Source organism: Acinetobacter sp. WC-141 (genome assembly GCF_000313935.1).
In the GTDB taxonomy this organism is placed as follows: Bacteria; Pseudomonadota; Gammaproteobacteria; order Pseudomonadales; family Moraxellaceae; genus Acinetobacter.
Window position 1 is genome coordinate 1 of record NZ_AMSS01000033.1, and the last position, 21,859, is coordinate 21,859.

A 21,859-nucleotide genomic window follows, 5' to 3' on the forward strand; every position below is an offset into this window, starting at 1 on the left:
GACGTTGATAGGTTGGATGTGGAAGCATAGTGATATGTGAAGCTGACCAATACTAATTGCTCGTGAGGCTTGACTATACAACACCCAAGCAGTTGTATATAAAGCATCAATCGATTCATAAATATGCAAAGCAACTTGATTTAGTTATATGCTTAGCTAAAATGAACATCTAAAGTAAGACTCAATCAGCCCATCTGTAAAGATTTGGAAAACGCAACGTATCACAAAGTGAATAAAACGAAGCAAGTATCCATACCAGTTGTGCTGGCGACCATAGCAAGAGTGAACCACCTGATCCCTTCCCGAACTCAGAAGTGAAACCTCTTAGCGCTGATGGTAGTGTGGGGTTTCCCATGTGAGAGTAAGTCATCGCCAGCTCATTATTCTAAACACCCCCAACTTAACTGTTGGGGGTGTTTTTTTATGCAGAAATTAATCTGAAAAAATAGGTAAGATTATAAATATAATTCAATTTATGATGAAATAGGATGATTCTAAACTTATTTGTAAAATTTAAAATCTACTATGCAATGGATCTTGGTTGAAACATTCTCATTTCCTTATGAGGCGCAAATTGCAAAAACTCAATTAGAGGCTTTTGGAATTCCTGCACGTATTGAAAATGAACATACTATTAATATGGATTGGTTTTATTCCAATGCTTTAGGTGGGGTTCGTCTATTAGTCCCACAAAATTATGTCGATGAAGCAAAGTCTCTTCTTGAAAAGGATTTTAGTAATGAACTGGAACAAGAGTTTGGAGAGAATAAAGAGTGCTGCCCTAATTGTGGAGCTCAAGATATAGAAGCTTATACACAAGGGAAAAAATCAGCTTTTCTAGCGTTCATGTTCTTAGGGGTACCTTTGTTCTCTTTTAAAAATGGTAATAGATGCAAACGATGTCAATATTTCTGGAATTAATTGTAAGGGACTAAAATATTATATTTATTCATTCTTTTAATTTATATGGCTATGTAATAAAGAAGCAATTAAACTCTACAAAGTGATAAAAAAATGAATTATTAGAAAGGGTATTATAAAAGTTATAAAGAATTATAAAGGGAAAAGAATATGGAATATAAGGGAAGTTGTCATTGTGGCCAGATTAAATTTGTAGCAGAAGGCGAGCTATCAGAGGTTTTATCTTGCAATTGTTCTATTTGTCAAAAGAAAGGTTCTTTACTTTGGTTCTTACCAAGTAAGAAAGTTAAGATTTCTTTAGAATCCCCCGAAATTTTAGCCAATTACACATTTAATAAACATGTGATTAATTACCAGTTTTGTAAAAATTGTGGTATTCATCCTTATGCTCAAGGTATAGATGCCGAAGGTAATTCAGTCTTTGCGATTAATGTTCGATGCATAGATGATATAGATTTAGAAAAATTAAAAATAAATCATTTTGATGGACGTTCTGTTTAGTACAGAAAAGGACTTATTTAATGGTAACTAAAAAGAGCTTATCTTCAAAGCAAATAGAAATATTACTTGAACTGTTAAAAAATAGGTTTGAAAAGAATCTCCATCGTCATAGAGAGGTAAATTGGTCCGATGTACAAGCAAAATTAATTTCATCTCCTAAAAAACTATGGTCGTTACAAGAAATGGAAAATACGGGAGGAGAGCCTGATGTAGTGGCAGATGATCAACGGAAAGATGAATATCTATTTGTAGACTGTTCTCCTGAGACACCAAAAGGCCGTAGAAGTCTTTGTTATGATCGCGAAGCTTTAGAGTCTAGAAAAGATCATCCGCCTAAAAATAGTGCAATTGATGTCGCTATAGAAATGGGAGTCGAGCTTCTAACAGAAGAGCAATACCATCGATTACAAAAGTTAGGTGAGTTTGATCTGAAAACATCAAGTTGGCTTGCAACACCAGATGAGATTAGACAGTTAGATGGAGCAATTTTTGCTGACCGTCGGTATGGTCGGGTCTTTATTTATCATAATGGAGCACAATCTTATTATGCTGCTCGTGGATTTCGTTGCTGTTTAAGAGTATAGAATTTACAGTTTTATAAGAATTATTAGGTTTGATGTTTTATGCCAAGAAATTGGAGATTCTTGCAACTTTTGATTAATCATAAACATGACAAGATAGGTACTGGAATTAAATAAAAACATCAGGGTATTTCTAAAAATGCAATCCAATCCAATTTACTATAATGAACAACATATTGCTTTTGCAGATAATGTTCGACGATTTGTACAAAAAGAAATGACGCCTTTTGTAAATGAATGGGATGAGGCCGAGACATTTCCAAGAGAACTATATAAGAAAGCTGCTGAGATTGGTTTATTAGGATTAGGATTTTCTGAAGAATATGGTGGCATTCCCGATGCTGATCCATTTTACTCATTGCTGGCTGGTGTCGAAATGGCAAAGGCTGGATCTGGTGGAGTACATATTTCATTAATGGTACACACTATTGGTGCTCCGCCAATTCAGCATTTTGGAAGTGAGGAATTAAAGGCTAAAGTTCTGCCGAGTATTATTTCTGGTGAAAAAATCTCTGCTTTGGCGATTACAGAACCAGGTGGTGGTTCAGATGTTGCTGCATTACAAACCAAAGCTGTTCGAGATGGTGATTATTATATTGTCTCAGGTGAAAAGACATTTATTACATCAGGGATTCGGGCAGATTATTATACGGTTGCAGTACGCACAGATCCTACTAAATCGGGTGCTGAGGGTATTTCAATTTTGTTAATTGATGCGCACAGTGAAGGAATTACTAAAACACCTTTGAAGAAAATGGGATGGTGGGCATCTGACACAGCTCATTTGCATTTTGATCAAGTACGAGTTCCTGCATCAAATCTTCTTGGTAAAGAAAATGCTGGTTTCAAAGTCATTATGAATAACTTTAATATGGAGCGTTTTTTCTTAGGGGTAGTGGCCTATGGCTATGCCTTAGTGTGTTATGAAGAGGCTTTAGATTGGGCTCAGCAACGTAAAACTTTTGGTAAGCGTTTAATTGACCATCAGGTAGTACGTCATAAATTGGTAGATATGGCAACGCAATTGACCTCAACACGGGCATTACTTGAAGAAACTGCTTGGAAAATGACTCAGCCAAAGCTACAGGGGCCAGAGCTTGTAGCACAAATTTCAATGTTGAAAAATGTGGCGACTCGCACTATGCAATTTTGTGCTGATGCAGCTGTGCAAACCTTGGGGGGCATGGGTTTTATGCGTGGAACCAAGTCTGAACGTATTTACCGTGAAGTGAAGGTGAATATGATTGGTGGTGGAGCTGAAGAAATTATGAAAGATTTGATTAGTAAGCAGTTAGGTTATTAATTCTATTTATAAGGTGGCTTTTGAGCTGCCTTAGCTCTTTTTGAGTCATTTATCATGAGGTTTCATTCCATAATTCATTTAAAATAGCCCACCGTTCATGATCTTTCCATTCTTTTCCCCCTATTCGAAGATAATGCCGAGAAAAACCTTCTTTAATAAACCCTGCATTTGCAACAAGCTGAATTGAAGCGGTGTTTTCAGGTTGTATGTTCGCTTCTAATCTATGTAATTTTAGTTTTTCGAAGGCTTCAATGAGTAATAACTTTAGACCTTGTTTCATATATCCACAACCTTGATAAGGATGAAATGCTTCATATCCTAAATAGGCTGAATGAAAGCGGCCGCGAATAATATTCGAAATATTAAATGTTCCGACAATTGCATGGCTTTCGTTTAAGCAAACAAAATAACGATGTTCCTGTTCTAAATAAGTTTGAAAGTTAGTTGGTGGGTAAGTCCAAGGCTGATGTATTTGAATACTATTTTTATATGCTTCTTTAATTTCAGCCAAGTCATTTATTTGAGGTTTACGCAAATAGACTGAACTCATTTCAAAGCCATCTCCCATACCATTTCGGTTAATTCATCAATTTTGACTTTGCCTTCAGATTTATACCAAGTCACGGTCCATGAAATCGCACCACCAACTAATCGTCGCCAAATAAAAGCATCATGTCTTATTTTGCCCTCTATGCGTAACTTCTCAATAACATCTAACCAAATTTGCTCATATTCATTACGCATTTTTAAAAGATAGTCTTGTTTTTCTTTTGAAAGAGCAAACCACTCGTAGACCAAAACTGCCATTGCAGCACCAGTATCTCCAGTAATTGAAATAAGTTCTGCTTTAATGAGAGCACGCAACTGTTGTTCTGGATCGGTAGATTGACTTGCAGCATCTTTCAAACAAGCAAGATTGTAAATAATAGTTTGTTCCATTACATGAGCGAGGATGTCATCTTTACTTTTGAAGTGATGGAATAAGCTTCCCGATTGAATTCCAATAAATTGAGCCAGTTCACGGACAGTGGTTTTGTCATAGCCTTGCTTGTGAAATAGATACGCAGCCCCCTGTAATAAACGCCCACGTGGACTGTCATCAAAGCAAGGGATGTTTGGAATCTGTTCAATTGAAGTAGCAATCATGCGAAAGCTGGATCCTTTATATAAAAATATTTAATGGAAAATTTTGCCAAATTTCACAATGTTTTAGCTGATTTGACGAGTTTGGCAGTTTTGGTCAATTCCACAATAACATTTTGCTCTTTACAAACCAAGCGCTTGCTTGGTAATGTTGAGTGTAATTTTTAAACAAAATAATGAGAAATAAAATGCCAAGTAATCAGCAGGGTGATGAACGTGTCGTAAAAATAGGTTGTGCCTCAGGATTTTGGGGTGATACCAATACTGCCGCTTTCCAATTAGTACATTTAACCGATATTAATTATTTGGTTTTTGATTATTTGTCAGAGATCACCATGTCGATTATGGCAAAAGCAAAGATGGTCGAGCCGAAACATGGTTATGCTTTGGATTTTGTTAGCCGAGTAATGGCACCTCTACTGAAAAAAATTGCAGAAAAAAAGATTAAAGTGATTAGTAATGCGGGTGGCGTTAATCCATTGGCCTGTCGTGATGCCTTGCAAAAAATAATTAAAGAATATGGTCTAGATCTGAAAGTTGCTGTGGTTTTGGGTGATGATCTTTTAGCGCAGCATGAACAACTCAAGCAGCAAAATATTCAGGAAATGTTTAGCGGTGAAGCTTTGCCAGAACAGGTGGCGAGTAGTAACGCCTATTTAGGGGCTGTGGCGATACGTGATGCCTTGAATCTGGGAGCAGATATTGTGATTACGGGCCGTGTGGTTGACTCTGCTGTGGTTCTGGCACCTTTGTTACACGAATTTCAATGGTCTCTTGATGACTATGACAAGTTAGCACAAGGTTCATTGGCTGGGCATGTGATTGAATGTGGTGCGCAATGTACAGGTGGTAATTTTACCGATTGGCGCTTGGTACAGGGCTTCGACAATATGGGGTTCCCTGTAGTTGAAGTGAGTGAAGAAGGCTCATTCGTTGTGACTAAACCAAAGGAGACAGGTGGTCTAGTTTCTACCGCCACGGTTGCAGAGCAAATCGTTTATGAAATTGGTAATCCTCAAGCGTATTTACTACCAGATGTAATTGCTGATTTTAGTCAGGTACATTTGGAGCAAGTCGGTGAGCATCGAGTCCGTGTGACGGGTGCAACAGGACGAGCACCGACAGCGCAATATAAAGTCAGTGCAACCTATCCTGATGGCTATCGGGTTTTAGTCAGTTTCCTCATTGCAGGTCGTGAGGCACCACAAAAAGCGCAAGTGATTGCTGATGCGATTTTGACTAAATGTGAGCGTGTTTTAGCAATGCGCTCGGTGCCACCTTTTAGTGAAAAGTCTATTGAGATTTTAGGTATTGAAAGTACTTATGGAGAACATGCCCAAGCATTAAATAGCCGTGAAGTTGTAGTCAAAATAGCCGTAAAACATATGTTTAAAGAAGCATGTATGTTCTTTGCATCTGAAATTGCACAGGCTTCAACTGGTATGGCTCCGGCCTTGGCCGGTATTGTTGGTGGACGACCTAAAGCATCTCCAGTCATTAAGTTATTTTCATTTTTAATTGATAAAAATCAGATCAATGTTGAGGTTGACTTTGATGGGCAGCGCTATCCAGTTGAGATTCCTTTAGGTTCTGCTACACAGCAATTAAATACTTTAACCGCAGGTGAAAGTGCAACTTATGAGGGAGATGAAATTGAAGTTGCTTTAATTGAAATTGCGCATGCTCGTAGTGGTGATAAAGGAAATCATAGCAATATCGGCGTGATTGCACGTAAAGCAGAATATTTACCATGGATTCGTGCGGCACTGACTGAACAGGCTGTTGCAAGTTATATGCAACATGTTCTAGATACTGAAAAAGGAAGAGTGATTCGTTATGAGTTGCCAGGTTTAAATGCTCTGAATTTTATGTTGGAAAATGCCTTGGGTGGTGGTGGTGTAGCAAGCTTACGTATTGACCCGCAAGGTAAAGCCTTTGCACAGCAGTTATTGGATATGCCTGTAAAAGTCCCGGCATATCTTCTAGAAAAATAAAATGAATGGATGAAATAAAGATGAGTTATCAATCAATTTTTAGACCTGATGCCTTTGCTAATAAAGTCATTATTGTGACGGGTGGTGGCTCAGGCATTGGTCGCTGTACTGCACATGAGCTTGCTGCATTAGGAGCTCAAGTGGTAATTACAGGGCGCAAAATTGAAAAATTAGAAAAAGTAAGCCAAGAAATTATAGAAGATGGTGGTCAGGTTCATTTCATTGTTTGTGATAACCGTGAAGAAGAACAAGTGAAAAACATGATTGCCGAAGTGATTGAGAAATTTGGCAGACTAGATGGTTTGGTGAATAACGCGGGTGGCCAGTTTCCATCAGCATTAGAAAATATTTCTGCAAACGGTTTTGATGCGGTAGTACGTAATAACCTGCATTCAACTTTCTATTTAATGCGTGAAGCGTATAACCAATGGATGGCAAAACACGGTGGCAGTATTGTCAACATGACTGCTGATATGTGGGGTGGCATGCCAGGGATGGGACATTCAGGTGCAGCACGCTCTGGGGTTGATAACTTAACCAAAACTGCATCGGTTGAATGGGGCAAATCCGGCGTTCGGGTAAATGCGGTGGCGCCGGGGTGGATCGTCTCATCCGGTATGGATAATTATAGCGGTGATTTTGCCAAAGTGATTATTCCAAGTCTTGCTGGCAATGTACCGTTAAAACGTATGGGAACTGAGTCGGAAGTGTCATCGGCAATTTGTTATTTATTATCTGATGCTGCGGCTTTTGTCTCTGGTGTAACCTTGCGTATTGATGGTGCCGCATCGCAAGGTACGCGTATGTATCCTTTAAGCGATGCGACAAATAGTGAGTCTTATAACGGTTTTCACCGTGCATTTATTCCTGAAATTTTTAAAAAAGATAAGACTGAAAAAGTCGAGCAAAGCAATAATTCAGGCTCGGAGTGAGGAATAAAAAATGACCATTCTTCAATCCGGAATTGCTGTTGGTAGTGAACAATATCAAAAGAATAAAGAGGCTTTACTTGCTCAGTTAAGCGAGGTCCGTGCAATTCAACAAAAAAGTATTGATAAATCGTATGCTGCCAAACCGAAGTTCGATAAAAAAGGTAAGATTTTGCCGCATGAGCGTGTCCGGTTGTTGCTAGATGCCGATTCACCTTTTATCGAGTTATGTGGCTTGGTTGGTTACAACATGCATGATGATAAAGATGGCTCGGAAGCTGGTGGTGGCGTGATTGCTGGCATTGGTTTTGTCAGTGGTGTGCGTTGTTTAGTTTCTGCAAGTAATAGTGCAATTAAGGGTGGAACCATGTCACCCATGGGTGTACAAAAAACTTTGCGCTTGCAAAAAATTGCTTTGGAACAAAAACTCCCGCTGATCACACTGACTGAAAGTGGTGGGGCTAACTTAAATTATGCTGCGGAAGTATTTACTTATGGCGGCATGACCTTTGCTAATCAGGCCCGTCTTTCTGCGGCAGGTATTCCGCAGCTTGCGGTGGTACATGGTAATGCGACAGCGGGCGGTGCATATCAACCAGGTCTTTCAGATTATGTCATTGTAGTACGCAAACAAACCGAAATGCTTCTTGCAGGTCCACCTTTACTTTTAGCTGCGACAGGTGAAGTGGCAACAGCTGAAGAGTTGGGTGGAGCAGAAATGCATGCTCAGGTTGCTGGAACAGCAGAATATTTGGCAGAAAATGATGCCGATGGTATTCGGCTTGCACGTGAAATTTTTGAACACCTGAACTGGAAAGAGCAAATCAAACCAGTTGAAACAACTTATAAAGAGCCTCGTTATGGTACCGATGAATTATTGGGTGTTATCCCTAATGACCCTAAGCAGCCATTTGACATGAAAGAGGTGGTTGCCCGAATTGTTGATGATTCTGATTTTCTTGAATTTAAACAAGAATATGATGATTTAACGGTGTGTGGGTGGGCAAAAATTGGCGGGTTGCATATCGGTATTATTACCAATAATGGCCCGATTACCCCTCAAGGTGCAGCTAAAACAGCACAGTTTATTCACCTATGTGAACAGACGCAGCGCCCATTATTGTTTTTGCATAACACTACAGGCTTCATGGTGGGAACTGACGCAGAGCAAAATGGCATTATCAAACATGGTTCAAAACTGATTCAGGCGGTTGCCAATTGTACTGTACCTAAAATCTCGATTGTGGTGGCGGGCTCATATGGCGCTGGTAACTACGCGATGTGTGGCCGAAGCTTATCGCCAGACTTTATTTTTGCGTGGCCGAACTCGCATGTAGCTGTAATGGGAGCCGCTCAGGCTGGAAAAGTCTTGCGTATTGTGGCTGAAGGAAAGCAAAAAGCTTCTGGTCAGGAGCCTAATCCTCAAATGCTCGATTTTCTTGAGCAAAGTACTGCCATGAAACTGGAACAGCAATCTACCGCGCTTTTCAATACGGCGATGCTACATGACGACGGCATTATCGATCCGCGAGATAGCCGAAAATTACTGATTTTCCTTTTACAAACCATTTATGAAGCACAGCAGCGAAAGTTGAGTTCGACTCGTTTTGGTGTATCTCGCTTTTAACAACTTTTACCGCAATTAAAAAAATTAATAGGAAGAACACAATGAAATTTACTGCCGAACATGAAGCATTACGCCGTACAGCTCGTCAATTTGTTGAAAATGAGCTGAATCCACATATTCCAGAATGGGAAGAAGCGGGGCGTTTCCCAATCCATGAAGTATTTAAACAAATGGGTGATCTTGGTTTATTAGGGATTTGCAAGCCTGAAGAAAATGGTGGTTTAGCGTTAGATTATTCTTATAACCTTGTGGTTGCTGAAGAAATCGGAAGAGCGACTTGTGGTGGGGTGCCTTTAGCGATTGGTGTACAAACCGATATGGCAACCCCAGCGCTTGCACGTTTTGGTAGTAAAGAATTACGTGATGAGTTTTTAACACCAGCGATTGCTGGGGAATATGTCGCATCCATTGCTGTATCTGAAGTTCATGCAGGTTCTGATGTAGCCGCAATTAAAACTACGGCTAAAAAAGACGGCGATGATTATGTGATTAACGGCAGCAAAATGTGGATTACCAATTCACTGCAAGCCGACTTTTTCTGTCTTTTAGCAAACACTTCTGACGATAAACCGCACGTTAATAAATCAATGATTATTGTGCCGGCAAAAACCAAAGGTATTAGTTTCTCAGAACCGCTCAATAAATTAGGAATGCGTTCAACCACTACAGCGCAAGTTTATTTAGATAACGTGCGTGTGCCACAGCGTAATTTGGTGGGTGTCGAAGGCATGGGCTTTATGATGCAAATGATGCAATTTCAGGAAGAACGTTTATGGGCATGTGCTAATGCGATTGGTGGTTTGGAAAATTTAATCCAAAAGACAATCGCCTATACCAAAGAACGGACTACTTTTGGTCAGCCACTCATCAATAATCAATATATCCATTTCCGTTTTGCTGAACTCATGACTGAAGTGGAAGCTCTCAAAGCATTAACTTATCAGGCTTGTGAGCAGCACATTGCGGGTGAAGATGTGACCAAGCTGGCATCTATGGCAAAACTAAAGGCTGGCCGATTGAGCCGTGAAGTTGCTGATAGCTGTCTGCAATATTGGGGTGGTAATGGCTTTATGTGGGATAACCCTGCATCACAGCTGTATCGTGATGGTCGCTTAGGGTCTATTGGTGGTGGGGCAGATGAGATTATGTTGGGAATTATCTGTAAGTTAATGGATATTCTGCCTAAAAAACAAAAATAAAATAAGGAATAAGCCATGACACTTTCGACATCTCTACACGTTTTAGATATTGATGACAGTATTCAATTAGAACAAGACGGCAGTATTTTATATCTCTGGTTAAATCGACCAGAGAGCCGCAATGCTATGAATTTGGATATGGTCAATGCCATTCAACAAGTCTTCGGCGCTATTCAGGATGACCTTTCAATTCGTGCCGTCGTTATCCGTGGTGAAGGCGGAACCTTTTGTGCAGGTGGTGACATTAAAGATATGGCTGCTTTACGCGTTGAAGCGACCAAAGTCGGTAGTCTACAACCTTATGCTGACTTTAACCGCCGTTTTGGTGCCATGCTTGAACAAGTTGAAGCTGCACCACAGACTGTTGTAGTCATTTTAGAAGGTGCTGTTTTAGGTGGTGGTTTTGGTTTGGCATGTGTTTCTGATGTTGCCATTAGCCGTGACAATACTCAGTTCGGTTTGCCTGAAACTGGACTTGGCATTATTCCAGCTCAAATAGCTCCTTTTGTAGTAAAACGTATTGGTCTGACACAGGCTCGACGATTGGCTTTATTGGGTATGCGTTTTGAAGGCCATACGGCGCTCAGTGTTGGCGTGGTACATCAGATTGCACATAATGAAATCGAACTTGAACAAGCCTTACAAGAAACCATCCAGCACATTAAACGTGCTGCACCACAAGCCTCGCGTGTGACTAAAGCATTACTACATCGAACACTTAATGAACCTTTGAGTGAGTTGCTCGATGCTGCTGCACAGCAGTTTGCTCAAGCGGTTGGTAGTATCGAAGGACAAGAAGGGACAATGGCTTTTATTCAGAAACGTTTGCCGAATTGGGTCGATGAGTCATAAGAGATAAGGATAAAAATAATGAAATTTTCTAAAGTATTGGTGGCCAATCGTGGTGAAATTGCAGTTCGAGTCATGCAAACAGCCAAAGCAATGGGCTATCAAACTGTAGCGGTCTATTCTGAGGCAGACCGTCATGCTCGCCATGTGCAAGAGGCCGATGAAGCCGTTTACATCGGAGCATCCAAAGTATCTGAATCTTATCTTTCTATTGCTAAAATTATAGAAGCCTGTCAAAAAACGGGTGCTGATGCTGTACATCCCGGTTATGGCTTTTTGTCAGAAAATACCGATTTTGCTCAAGCTTGCCTCAACAATCAGATTACTTTTATTGGTCCGACAGCTTCGGCAATTGAGTTAATGGGTAGCAAACGCCTCTCAAAAATTGCCATGATTGAAGCAGGCGTACCTTGTGTGCCCGGTTATGAAGGCGATCGCCAAGACCTTGAATATTTAGCAGCACAAGCCGAGCAGATTGGTTTTCCAATCATGGTGAAAGCCTCTGCTGGCGGTGGTGGCCGTGGTATGCGTTTGGTACAGCAGTCATCCGAATTGGTTGAGGCCTTACAAACTGCACGTTCTGAAGCTGAAAATGCCTTTGGTTCGGGCGAGCTTATTTTAGAAAAAGCAGTCATTGCCCCACGCCATGTCGAGATTCAAGTTTTTGGTGATACCCATGGCAATTATGTGTATTTGTTCGAACGTGATTGCTCGATTCAACGCCGCCACCAAAAGGTCGTTGAAGAAGCACCTTGTCCGGTCATGACACCTGAACTGCGTCAGCAAATGGGAGAGGCAGCTGTTGCGGCTGCTAAAGCATGTGCTTATGTGGGAGCTGGTACAGTTGAGTTTTTACTTGATGCATCTGGTGCATTTTATTTTTTAGAAATGAACACCCGTTTGCAAGTGGAGCACCCAGTCACTGAACTCATTACTGGATTAGACTTAGTTGAGTGGCAATTACGCGTCGCCAATGGTGAACAATTGCCTTTACAACAACATGAATTGACCTTAAATGGACATGCAATCGAAGTACGTCTGTATGCCGAAGACCCACGTCAAGATTTCCTACCACAAACAGGACAAGTGTTACGCTGGAAGCCTGCAATATTGCCGAATGTGCGAATCGATCACGGTATGTTGGCAACTGATGAAGTCAGCCCATTTTACGATCCGATGGTAGCCAAAGTGATCGCATATGGCAAAACCCGTGAAGATGCTATTCGTTTACTTGCTCGTGCTGTAGATGATTGTGTGTTGCTAGGTGTGAATAGTAATAAACAGTTTTTGGTCAATTTATTACGCCATCCAGTCGTTATTTCTGGTGATACTAATACCGCATTTATTCAGCAGCATTTTCAAGATGACAAGAGCTTACATCATCAAGTTTTATCTTTAGAAACTTTGGCGATTGCAGCAGCATTATTTAGCCAAAGTAAAGGTAGCGTGGCATGGCAAACAGGGCTGGGTGTACCATTACCAATAAAACTGAAATCTGCCGATCAGCAAATCCAGTTACAGCTATTATCTGAAAATAACATGGTTACTGTGCAGCTCTGTGACCAGACCATTTGTATTGAAGTTATTGAAAAAACAGCCGAGCAAATGGTTTATGTAGTTGATGGGGTACGCCGTCGTGTGCAATATGTATTGGATGGTGATCAGCTTTATTTAGATCAAGATAATGGCAATGTTACGATTCACAATGTGACTTATGCTGCTCCAGAAATGGCTGATGTAGCTGGAGATGGTAAAATTCGTGCACCGATGGATGGTGCGGTAGTCAATATTTTGGTCAATAAAGGCGATCAAGTCGTGAAAGGGCAAACCTTATTGGTGCTTGAAGCTATGAAAATCCAGCAACAGATTAGATCTGATGTTGACGGTATGGTCGAAGATATTTTAGGACAGCAAGGACAGCAAGTAAAAAAACGGCAAATGTTATTTAGTATTTTGGTCTAATAAAAAATGCCACCTTTTATGGGTGGCATTTAGTTGTTTGTATAGGCAAATTTTTAAGCAATAAATTGTGTATAGGCACAGTACAAATAGCCCAAAATTGCTAAAGCAACGACAGGGGCAATAATTTTTGACCATGTAGGTACAGAAACCTCGGTAGCTTGTTCTTCAACATGCAAGTCATTATGATGAGGTTGGGCTTGGTGAACCATTTGATTGAACTCCTTCATTGTTGTGTCCAATGATAGCTCTTCTTGTTCCACAGGTTTAGAACCAATTAATTCATTTAGATGATTTGTTGACCAAACCCAATCTTCGGCTTGACCTGATAAATGTTCTACTTGACCTAAAATTAATTCTTTTAAGCCATTATGCCCAAAACCGCCTGTTTCATCGAGCTGGTTCAGTTCCGCTAACTGCAAAGTTAAAATTTCAGAAATACTTTGTTCTAATTCTGCATTTTTTAAAGCCGACTGGTTATGCTTAGATGTTGTTAAATGACGAGCAACTTCTTGAATATAAAGTGGATCTGCAGCTTTAATTTCATGATAAATCTTATTGTCATCTTGACGCCACAAACTAATCAGTTTTCCAAGCGTAAGAATATTCACCTCATCAATCAGTTTATTTTTTTCATTAACTGGATATTGATTTAAAAGCTGAGGCTTTTGAATTTTTATCTGCTCAGCAAAGTATTGGACTAAATCAAATGCCATGCTTTCTTCCTCTAAATTTAATCTAAAATTCTTAATGTTGGTTTTTTCTTGGTCGATGTTGTTTCAATTGCTTCTTGTACTTCTGACTCTACTGTATTTTCTACAGGCGCTACATTGGCATATTCTTCAGGATCAAAGAATAAACCTTGTCCATTCTCACGTGCATAAATACCTAGAACGGCCTGAATAGGTACATAAATATCTTTCGACGCCCCCCCAAAACGGGCAGAAAAAGTAATGGCTTCATTTCCAATAAGAAGTTGATGAACAGCATGAGGCACGATATTTAAAACGATTTGGCCATCTTTAACAAATTGCTGTGGAACATCAGTATGTGGCTGTGTCGCATCCACTAATAGATAAGGCGTAAGTTGGTTATCACAAATCCATTCATAGATTGCACGAGCAAGATAAGGACGTGTAGGGGTTAAATCAATAGTTTGCTCAGACATATCACACTATTCCATATTTAATAGTTCATTGTAACGGTTTTTCTCTTGAGCCGTCATTGATTTAGCAAAAGAAGGTCTCTCAAAGATACGTTTACAATACAAAAGTATCGGTCGGCAGTGCTGTTTCGGTAAAACGATTCCCATGCTATTTAATCTTAAAAAGATAGGGGCAAGCATACAGTCCAAGATTGTGAAATTTTCAGACATAAAATAGGGAAAATGCTGAAATAGGGGAGTAAGTGAAATTAAAGTTTCACGTAATTCTTTTTGAGCTTTTTGCTTTTGTTCGACATTTAAAGAATCAGCATGTTTTAACATGTGATCTGCTAACTTGAACCAGTCGTTTTCAAGTCTCCATATATATTGACGCTGCTCTGCACGCATCATTGGAGCATCTGCATAAAGCTTACTTTGACGATAACGATCATCTAAATATTCAGCAATAATAGGCGCTGAAAATAATTTAAGATTTTGCTCGACCAACATCGGCAATTGATTATAAGGATTTAAACTTGCCAAATCTTCGTCTTCATGGTCAGTTATGATCAATTGATATTTGATTTGCTTTTCTGCTAATAAGAAACGAATCCAGTGAGAACGGAAATCATCAGCATGACTGTAAAGGGTAATCCCCTGAATAGAGGTGTTTTCGACCGACATATCACAAGACGACGTGGTTGAGTGAATCGATTAGGATACTAAAAATGCTCTCGGAAATCACGGTTCTAACGAGATAGTTTGTTTATATTTATAAGTTTGCCTTTTATTGTTCTATTTTCATAATAAAAAAGCCTTGGGAAAATCCAAGGCTTTTTTGTCCAACTCGATAAACGAATTAACGTTTAGAGAATTGAGGACGCTTACGAGCTTTACGTAAACCAAGTTTCTTACGTTCAACTTCACGAGCATCACGAGTAACGAAACCAGCTTGACGAAGAACAGGTTTTAAAGTTTCGTCAGCAGCGATAAGCGCACGAGTAATACCGTGACGGATTGCGCCAGCTTGACCACCAATACCACCACCTTTAACAGTGATGTAAAGGTCAAACTTTTCAGTAACTTCTAAAAGTTCTAAAGGTTGACGAACAACCATACGAGCAGTTTCACGACCGAAATATTGCTCTAAAGTACGGTTGTTGATAACGAGTTTGCCTGTACCAGCTGACAAGAAAACACGTGCAGTTGCGGTCTTACGGCGACCTGTACCATAATTAGTAGCCATGTGCTGTATCCCTTAGATGTCCAAAACTTGTGGCTGTTGAGCAGCATGCGGATGCTCAGTACCAGCGTACACTTTCATTTTTTTGATCATTGCATAACCAAGAGGACCTTTTGGTAACATGCCTTTAACTGCTTTTTCAAGAACAGCTTCAGGCTTGTGAGCAATTAACTTCTCGAAGTTAGTCTCACGGATACCACCAGGGAAACCAGTATGGCGATAATATTTCTTATCAAGCGCTTTTTTACCAGTCACTTGAACTTGTTCAGCATTAATCACAACGATGTAATCGCCAGTGTCAACGTGAGGAGTATAAGAAGTCTTGTGCTTACCGCGTAAACGACGAGCGATTTCAGTCGCAAGGCGACCTAAAGTTTTGCCAGAAGCATCAACAACATACCAGTCATGTTGAACTTCAGCTGGCTTAGCGCTGAGAGTTTTCATTAAACCACTACCTATTATAGTTGGTTTGGACTATGGAATCTGTCCAAACAAAAGGAGCGAGCATTCTAAACGAGTTTGTCCAAAGTCACAAGAAAAATCCAGTTTAAGCCAGATAATTTAATCCATAAACTGATGAATGCGGGATATGTTAAAATCAAACAAATTTACGTTATGTGTCTGGGGTGATTGTGCTGCCTTTATATGTCACTTCCGGTGAGCCGGCTGGTATTGGTCCAGATATTTGCTTGAGCTTGGCTGAGCGAATTGATGAACGCCCTATTGTCATTTTGGGTGACCGAAATTTATTAGAGCAACGTGCCCAGAAACTCGGGATAAATATTCAATTTGTAGAATATACGGGACAAACTGAATCAACGTCTTCAGGTGAGCTTTATATAGAACATGTGCCTTTAAAAACGGCGGTTGTTGATGGACAATTAAACTCAGCTAATGCGGCTTATGTATTAGAACAATTACGCCGTTCAGCCGATTATGCGTTATCTGGTAAAAGTGTCGGGGTCGCCACTGCTCCTGTGCAAAAGTCGGTTATTAATGATGCAGGTATTTTGTTTAGTGGCCACACTGAATACTATCAAGAATTTGCAGGGGTAGAGCGTGTCGTCATGATGCTTGCGACCAAAACCTTGCGTGTTGCTTTAGCGACTACACATTTGCCTTTAAGAGATGTTGCAGATGCAATTACCAAAGAGAGGTTGCATCAGGTCATTGATATTTTACTGCATGACTTAAAAACTAAATTTAAGATTATGGATCCGCGCATATTAGTGTGTGGCTTAAATCCTCATGCGGGTGAAGATGGCTATTTAGGACGCGAAGAGATTGAGACCATTAATCCGGTACTCGAAACTTATCGGGCACAAGGAATTAAAATGAGTCTAAGCTTGCCTGCAGATACCTTATTTACTCCTGAGCATCTTAAAAATGCTGACGCTGTACTTGCCATGTACCATGATCAAGGTTTACCTGTGTTAAAATCACAAGGATTCGGTGAAGCTATCAATATTACATTGGGTTTGCCGTTCATCCGAACTTCGGTTGATCATGGCACCGCATTGTCTTTGGCCGGAACCGGTTTAGCAAAAAGCTCAAGTTTAAATGTCGCTGTCGATTTAGCTTTATCTTTGGCAGCGAGCTAAATTTTTCATGTTGGAAATGTTCTATGTATCAAATTAATGCCCTAAACCCGAAAGATGAAGGGCATAAAGCTCGTAAACGTTTTGGTCAAAACTTCTTACATGATCAGCGAGTCATTGCCAAAATCGTGCGCTCGGTGAATCCGCGTGCAGGTGAAAATGTTGTTGAAATTGGACCTGGTTTAGCTGCATTAACATCTCCTTTAATTGGAGAGTGTGATGCGCTAACAGTTGTTGAGCTAGATCGTGATTTAGCGGCAGGCTTGCCAGAACGAGTTCCACATCCTGAACGTTTAACTATTATAGAAGCTGATGCATTAAAATATGATTTTAACGAACTGGTAAAAGATGGTCGACCATTACGTGTGGTTGGTAATTTACCTTATAACATTTCAACCCCATTACTTTTTCATCTCTTGGAATTTGGCAGTAAAGTTAAAGACATGCACTTTATGCTACAAAAAGAGGTGGTTGATCGTATTACTGCCGAACCAAACACAAAAGAATATGGGCGCTTGTCGGTAATGATCCAGTATTATTGCCAACCTACGTTTTTATTTGAAGTGCCAGCTGGCGCATTTAACCCACCCCCTAAAGTAACGAGTGCTGTTTTCCGCCTTGTTCCTTATGAACAAAAACCGATTATTGCAAAAGATGAAAAAGCTTTGGCTCGGTTGGTTGGTCATGTATTTACCCAACGCCGTAAGACCCTAAGAAATAGTCTTAAAGGTATGATCGCCGAAGATGGCTTTGAAAAAGCAGGCGTTGATCCAATGGCTCGACCAGAAACTTTAACACTTGCTCAATTTGTTGCTTTAGCTGATCAAATGGTGGCATAAATGACTAAACGTTTTAATTATGTGATTGGCGATGTACAAGGATGTTTTGAAGCTCTAAAAGCTTTGCTTAAAGAAATACGTTTTGATCCAGACCAAGATTTTTTATGGTTTGCGGGTGATTTGGTTGCTCGTGGCGAAAACTCAGTGGGTGCCTTACGCTTTGTTAAAAAACTTGCTGACCGCGGCGCTGCTGCAACTGTACTCGGAAATCATGATCTGACTTTAATTGCTGGCGCGCGTGGTTTAAAAGAGATTAAAGAAAAAGATCGCACGCAGGATGTTATTGATGCAATTGATGGCGACGAGTTAATCGACTGGTTACGTAAACAGCCATTATGCTTATTTCCAAATGAGCAGACAATTCTTACTCATGCAGGTATACCTTGCATTTGGGATGCACAAAAGACTGCAACGCTTGCAAAAGAGGTTGAGGCAGTACTCTCACATCAAGACTTATCTGTCTTGGATGCTTTTTTAGCAGAAATGTATGGCTCAAAACCAGATTTGTGGGAAGACGACTTAACGGGTTCAGCTCGTTTACGTTGTATTACTAATTATTTGACCCGCATGCGTTTAACCAACGCAGAAGGGGCTTTAGAGTTTACTTTTAAAGATGCTCTAGATGCACCAATGCCAGAAGGCTATCTACCTTGGTTTGAATTTCCAAGCAAAGCTGCTCAGACTCATCAGATTATTTTTGGTCATTGGGCTGCGCTAGAAGGTAGAACCATTAATGAGCAGATCCAGAATATTGATGGCGGCTGTGTATGGGGACGAAAGTTAATGGCTTATCGCCTTGAAGACAAAGAAATCTTTGCTGTCGAAAATCCTGTACAAGTATAGGAAAAGCCATGCTTTTCGCGAGCGCAAGACGAGAGTTGTGCTCTTGTGAAAGTAAAAAAGCCGCATAAGCGGCTTTTTTTTATGTGAAGTATTATTCTACGCGAATCCAGATTTGATTACGCCCCAAAGCAGAAACGCCAAGATAACCACGCATATGTAAGCGTTTGCCAGTCGCACTAAGTTTTGCCTTAAGTCCGTAAACTTTGCCAGTATTCGGATCTAAAATTTTACCGCCCGTATAATTAAGCCCATCTGTCTGTTTTAAACCCGTTGCAATATCCAGCCCAACAATTGGTTTATTGGTATAGGGTGCAGGGCAGTTATCACAAATCTCTTTAGGCGTATAGCCTGGACGTGGTGTAACTTTGATAATCTTTCCTCCATATGTCCCATTTGCTTCTTTTCGTATTTCTACCTGTGCTTTAGGAGCACCTGTCTTATCATCAATTGTTTGCCAAAGACCTGTAATATCTGCCGCAAATGTAGCAGTATTGATCCCCAGTAAGAGCAGAGCTCCAATAAAAATTTTCCCCATAATTAAAAGTCCTTTTAACTTTGAAAGGTCATCTTATTTCGAATTGATATACCGTTCAATGTTTATTTAATCCACTTCTTAATTATGGTGTTCCAAGTGACAACATTAATGTTGGTAACCAAATTGCAGTAAATACACCATTCAAAGCCATACCAAATGCAGCGTAGCGGCCTGCAACAGGTCCGCGCTGCCAAGCTTGAGCTGTCCCTATGGCATGCGCGGCTAAACCTAAGGCTAAGCCCGATGCTCTTTCATCATGAATATGCTTGAGTAAAAATGGTGAAAAAGCCGCTCCAATAACCCCAGATAAGATAACAATAAGGGTTACCAGAGTTTCAGGAGCATGCAATAACGTTGCGATATTCAGGGCAATGGGCGTAGTTACTGCACGAGTTGCAAATGCAAGGATGGTTGGTTCAGACATGTGTAATAAATATGCTAGTCCCATAGGTAGAGCAACGGCGCTAATACTTGCAAAAAGTAAAATGCCAATGACTGATTTAATCGGGAGATCATCATAACGCATCGCAGCTAAAGGAATAGCTAAGGCCACGGTAACATAACCTAATAGATGACCAAATAAATCATTCACATAAAGACGGTATTGTTCATAAGGGACTTGTAAAACGGAAAGTAATGCAATCACAATGAACATGCCGAAAACTAAAAGCGGAACTTGCGGAAAACGTCGGTTTAAAGGTTTGGCACACAGATAACCAATTAATGTGATTAAAAAACCATAGAAAATCGTAAACATTTTATTCTCCTTATAACCAACGTTTTGCCATTTTTGCATAGACCCACAAAGGTATAAGGGTGCTGATTACTAAAACAAAAAGGAATAGTGGAATTTCTTTACCCATATGCACCAACATAATTAAGGAACCAGCACAAACGGGTAAAAAAGCAAATCCACTTTCTTTCATAATTTTATTATTCGTATCAACTATCCGGAGAGGAATTTTTTTGAACTTCCTCCAGATAATCAAAATAATCAGTAAGCTGATTAAGCCGACTAGATTACCTAATTCTGGATGACCAAAAGCACGCATGACGATGACAGAGCCTTCACGAAAACCAATAATGAGTAGTAATGTCGCTACCCATGCTGTCCAGTCTATACTTTTGATCTTATCCATATTTTTTATCTCTAAAAGTTTACTTATCAAGTTTTAACTGATCTGGCCCTTGATTTCAAACTCTTCCAAGGGACGCTTAAATTGATTAGCATGTTCTCCCAAGATTTCTTCTAAGGGTAGTTTTGCTTGGCGTATAAGCTTTTCTAATTTATGTGGTGCAATGCGTACATCAATATGTAATAAGCCCGCATCATCATAGTGTTCAGACTCAATCACATTTAAGGCATAAAGTTGGGTGCGCAATTTGCCATAAGCTGGTTTAAGAATCAGTGAAAAATGTTGAATTTGACCCATCAAACATTCTTGTACTGCTTTTTGAAGTAATTCTAGACCAAGGCCAGCGTGAGCCGAAACATAAACTCGATCAGGTACATGTGGCTCGGCATAAATGATTTTGGCTTCTTCACCACTCAGGTCAATTTTGTTGTAAACCCGAAGTACTGGAGCATCTGCACCAATCTCTTTTAATACGCCTTCAACTGCTTCAATTTGATCAAGCATATCGTGACTATTACTATCAATCACATGCAGTAATAGTGTGGCTTCAAGCGTTTCTTCAAGTGTTGCTTTGAATGATTCAACTAAATCATGCTGTAAGTTTCGTACAAAGCCTACTGTATCTGCTAATACGACAGTACCGATACCATCCCATTCCAAACGGCGTAAAGTTGGGTCGAGTGTTGCAAACAGTTGATCGGCTGCATAGACATCACTATTTGCTAAAATATTAAAGAGAGTCGATTTTCCAGCATTGGTATAACCTACTAGCGACACAGTTGGAATAGCGGCTTTTTGTCTTGCAGCACGCCCTTGTATACGCGTTTGATGTACCTTTTCTAATTTATCTTTTAATTGGGCAATACGAACACGAATGAGGCGACGATCTGTTTCCAGTTGTGTTTCACCAGGACCACGTAAGCCAATACCACCTTTTTGTTGCTCAAAATCAGCTGACCAGCCGCGAATAAGACGAGTAGATAAATGCTTAAGCTGAGCAAGTTCGACTTGTAATTTACCTTCATGCGTACGGGCACGCAGCGCAAAAATATCTAGAATTAATCCTGTACGGTCAATCACTCGGCATTTTAATATTCTTTCTAAGTTACGTTCTTGAGCAGGTGACAAAGCATGATCAAAAATCACCAGACTTGCTTCTAGTTCTTGAACTTGTTCTGCAATTTCTTCAACTTTTCCTGAACCAATAAAAAATTTAGGATTAGGTTTATTTCGCTGAACCTTAATATGTTCAAGGATATCTGCACCAGCAGACTGTGCAAGTAGAGCAAACTCTTCGGCATCCAGATCATCTAATAATTGTACAGAAACACTCACTAAAATTGTGCGTTCACCGCCTTGATGCCGATCAACATATTCCACGTGGCTATAAATCCTGAAATGGGAAAACTTTATTCTAGATGAAACTTAAGCAAAAGGGGAAAGCGTTTATTCTTATCCTTTAGATTAATGAAAAGCAGTTAGAGGTGACTGAATTTATTTTATTTCCCTTTCTCT

24 protein-coding genes and 2 rRNA genes are annotated in these 21,859 nt (G+C 40.1%); 15 read left to right on the forward strand and 11 right to left on the reverse strand.

Features of this window, described 5'->3' with window-relative positions; translation table 11 throughout:
- The 6 genes from ACINWC141_RS05085 to ACINWC141_RS05110 form a co-directional block, all read left to right on the forward strand.
- Positions 1-77: ribosomal RNA gene (locus ACINWC141_RS05085) — 23S ribosomal RNA — on the forward strand; the annotation flags it as partial.
- A gap of 186 nt (positions 78-263) precedes the next feature.
- Positions 264-378: ribosomal RNA gene (rrf, locus tag ACINWC141_RS05090) — 5S ribosomal RNA — on the forward strand.
- 147 nt (positions 379-525) lie between these two features.
- Entirely contained in the window at positions 526-921 is a 396-nt protein-coding gene (locus tag ACINWC141_RS05095; protein WP_009388712.1) for a putative signal transducing protein, read from the forward strand.
- A 150-nt stretch (positions 922-1,071) separates the two neighbouring features.
- Positions 1,072-1,422 carry a GFA family protein gene (locus ACINWC141_RS05100; protein WP_009388700.1) on the forward strand — a complete coding sequence of 117 codons (351 nt, stop codon included), beginning with the start codon at positions 1,072-1,074 and terminating at the stop codon, positions 1,420-1,422.
- Between the two features lie 20 nt (positions 1,423-1,442).
- Complete coding sequence (locus tag ACINWC141_RS05105; protein ID WP_009388719.1) at positions 1,443-2,006, forward strand: DUF4256 domain-containing protein; 564 nt, start codon at positions 1,443-1,445, stop codon at positions 2,004-2,006.
- A 136-nt stretch (positions 2,007-2,142) separates the two neighbouring features.
- A complete protein-coding gene (locus ACINWC141_RS05110) occupies positions 2,143-3,306 on the forward strand; it encodes an acyl-CoA dehydrogenase family protein (RefSeq protein WP_009388696.1) in 1,164 nt (387 codons plus the stop codon).
- 52 nt (positions 3,307-3,358) lie between these two features.
- Here ACINWC141_RS05110 and ACINWC141_RS05115 read toward each other — a convergent pair whose 3' ends face one another.
- Together ACINWC141_RS05115 and ACINWC141_RS05120 are read right to left on the reverse strand one after the other, a co-directional pair.
- Entirely contained in the window at positions 3,359-3,856 is a 498-nt protein-coding gene (locus ACINWC141_RS05115) for a GNAT family N-acetyltransferase (protein ID WP_009388720.1), read from the reverse strand.
- Positions 3,853-4,452 (reverse strand): TetR/AcrR family transcriptional regulator, encoded by a 600-nt coding sequence (locus tag ACINWC141_RS05120; RefSeq protein ID WP_009388691.1) that lies wholly within the window; start codon positions 4,450-4,452, stop codon positions 3,853-3,855. Before ACINWC141_RS05120 ends, ACINWC141_RS05115 begins: the two co-directional genes overlap by 4 nt.
- A gap of 185 nt (positions 4,453-4,637) precedes the next feature.
- Between ACINWC141_RS05120 and ACINWC141_RS05125 the strand changes: the two genes are divergently transcribed.
- Genes ACINWC141_RS05125 through ACINWC141_RS05150 form a run of 6 tightly spaced genes read left to right on the forward strand, consistent with a single transcriptional unit; the run spans position 4,638 to position 13,009 of the window.
- Positions 4,638-6,443 carry an acyclic terpene utilization AtuA family protein gene (locus tag ACINWC141_RS05125; protein WP_009388685.1) on the forward strand — a complete coding sequence of 602 codons (1,806 nt, stop codon included), beginning with the start codon at positions 4,638-4,640 and terminating at the stop codon, positions 6,441-6,443.
- A gap of 20 nt (positions 6,444-6,463) precedes the next feature.
- Complete coding sequence (locus ACINWC141_RS05130; protein WP_009388731.1) at positions 6,464-7,375, forward strand: SDR family oxidoreductase; 912 nt, start codon at positions 6,464-6,466, stop codon at positions 7,373-7,375.
- Between the two features lie 10 nt (positions 7,376-7,385).
- Complete coding sequence (locus ACINWC141_RS05135; RefSeq protein WP_009388722.1) at positions 7,386-8,999, forward strand: acyl-CoA carboxylase subunit beta; 1,614 nt, start codon at positions 7,386-7,388, stop codon at positions 8,997-8,999.
- Positions 9,000-9,040: 41 nt separating this feature from the next.
- Complete coding sequence (locus ACINWC141_RS05140) at positions 9,041-10,198, forward strand: acyl-CoA dehydrogenase family protein (RefSeq protein ID WP_009388697.1); 1,158 nt, start codon at positions 9,041-9,043, stop codon at positions 10,196-10,198.
- 15 nt (positions 10,199-10,213) lie between these two features.
- The gene (locus ACINWC141_RS05145) at positions 10,214-11,050 is read left to right on the forward strand and encodes an enoyl-CoA hydratase/isomerase family protein (RefSeq protein WP_009388713.1); all 837 of its coding nucleotides are present in this window, start codon (positions 10,214-10,216) and stop codon (positions 11,048-11,050) included.
- Between the two features lie 18 nt (positions 11,051-11,068).
- Positions 11,069-13,009 (forward strand): acetyl/propionyl/methylcrotonyl-CoA carboxylase subunit alpha, encoded by a 1,941-nt coding sequence (locus ACINWC141_RS05150; RefSeq protein ID WP_009388729.1) that lies wholly within the window; start codon positions 11,069-11,071, stop codon positions 13,007-13,009.
- 53 nt (positions 13,010-13,062) lie between these two features.
- Here the strand turns inward: ACINWC141_RS05150 and ACINWC141_RS05155 are convergent, their stop codons facing one another.
- The 5 genes from ACINWC141_RS05155 to rplM all read right to left on the reverse strand — a co-directional run bounded on the left by ACINWC141_RS05155 (position 13,063) and on the right by rplM (position 15,837).
- Positions 13,063-13,722, reverse strand: a complete 660-nt coding sequence (locus tag ACINWC141_RS05155; RefSeq protein WP_009388721.1) for a hypothetical protein — start codon at positions 13,720-13,722, stop codon at positions 13,063-13,065.
- Between the two features lie 17 nt (positions 13,723-13,739).
- On the reverse strand, positions 13,740-14,174 hold the full coding sequence (locus tag ACINWC141_RS05160) for a ClpXP protease specificity-enhancing factor (RefSeq protein ID WP_009388714.1): 435 nt from the start codon (positions 14,172-14,174) through the stop codon (positions 13,740-13,742).
- A gap of 6 nt (positions 14,175-14,180) precedes the next feature.
- Complete coding sequence (locus ACINWC141_RS05165; RefSeq protein WP_009388692.1) at positions 14,181-14,834, reverse strand: glutathione S-transferase N-terminal domain-containing protein; 654 nt, start codon at positions 14,832-14,834, stop codon at positions 14,181-14,183.
- A 175-nt stretch (positions 14,835-15,009) separates the two neighbouring features.
- Positions 15,010-15,396: a 30S ribosomal protein S9 gene (rpsI, locus tag ACINWC141_RS05170; protein ID WP_002048725.1), complete on the reverse strand. Its 387-nt coding sequence runs from the start codon at positions 15,394-15,396 to the stop codon at positions 15,010-15,012.
- A 12-nt stretch (positions 15,397-15,408) separates the two neighbouring features.
- A complete protein-coding gene (gene rplM, locus ACINWC141_RS05175; RefSeq protein ID WP_003656097.1) occupies positions 15,409-15,837 on the reverse strand; it encodes a 50S ribosomal protein L13 in 429 nt (142 codons plus the stop codon).
- Between the two features lie 173 nt (positions 15,838-16,010).
- On the opposite strand from rplM, the gene pdxA reads away from it, so the two are divergent.
- The 3 genes from pdxA to ACINWC141_RS05190 are packed head-to-tail and all read left to right on the forward strand — an operon-like array spanning position 16,011 to position 18,673.
- Positions 16,011-16,994, forward strand: coding sequence for a 4-hydroxythreonine-4-phosphate dehydrogenase PdxA (gene pdxA / locus ACINWC141_RS05180; protein ID WP_081400027.1), 984 nt, complete (start codon positions 16,011-16,013; stop codon positions 16,992-16,994).
- Positions 16,995-17,017: 23 nt separating this feature from the next.
- Positions 17,018-17,830 carry a 16S rRNA (adenine(1518)-N(6)/adenine(1519)-N(6))-dimethyltransferase RsmA gene (gene rsmA / locus ACINWC141_RS05185; protein WP_009388683.1) on the forward strand — a complete coding sequence of 271 codons (813 nt, stop codon included), beginning with the start codon at positions 17,018-17,020 and terminating at the stop codon, positions 17,828-17,830.
- Entirely contained in the window at positions 17,831-18,673 is an 843-nt protein-coding gene (locus ACINWC141_RS05190; RefSeq protein WP_009388709.1) for a symmetrical bis(5'-nucleosyl)-tetraphosphatase, read from the forward strand.
- Positions 18,674-18,764: 91 nt separating this feature from the next.
- Here ACINWC141_RS05190 and ACINWC141_RS05195 read toward each other — a convergent pair whose 3' ends face one another.
- The 4 genes from ACINWC141_RS05195 to hflX all read right to left on the reverse strand — a co-directional run bounded on the left by ACINWC141_RS05195 (position 18,765) and on the right by hflX (position 21,724).
- The gene (locus ACINWC141_RS05195; RefSeq protein ID WP_009388733.1) at positions 18,765-19,208 is read right to left on the reverse strand and encodes a DUF2147 domain-containing protein; all 444 of its coding nucleotides are present in this window, start codon (positions 19,206-19,208) and stop codon (positions 18,765-18,767) included.
- Between the two features lie 82 nt (positions 19,209-19,290).
- Positions 19,291-19,965 carry an LrgB family protein gene (locus ACINWC141_RS05200; protein WP_009388694.1) on the reverse strand — a complete coding sequence of 225 codons (675 nt, stop codon included), beginning with the start codon at positions 19,963-19,965 and terminating at the stop codon, positions 19,291-19,293.
- 10 nt (positions 19,966-19,975) lie between these two features.
- On the reverse strand, positions 19,976-20,347 hold the full coding sequence (locus ACINWC141_RS05205; RefSeq protein WP_009388707.1) for a hypothetical protein: 372 nt from the start codon (positions 20,345-20,347) through the stop codon (positions 19,976-19,978).
- A gap of 33 nt (positions 20,348-20,380) precedes the next feature.
- Positions 20,381-21,724 (reverse strand): ribosome rescue GTPase HflX, encoded by a 1,344-nt coding sequence (gene hflX, locus ACINWC141_RS05210; protein WP_009388718.1) that lies wholly within the window; start codon positions 21,722-21,724, stop codon positions 20,381-20,383.
- Positions 21,725-21,859: the final 135 nt, after the last annotated feature.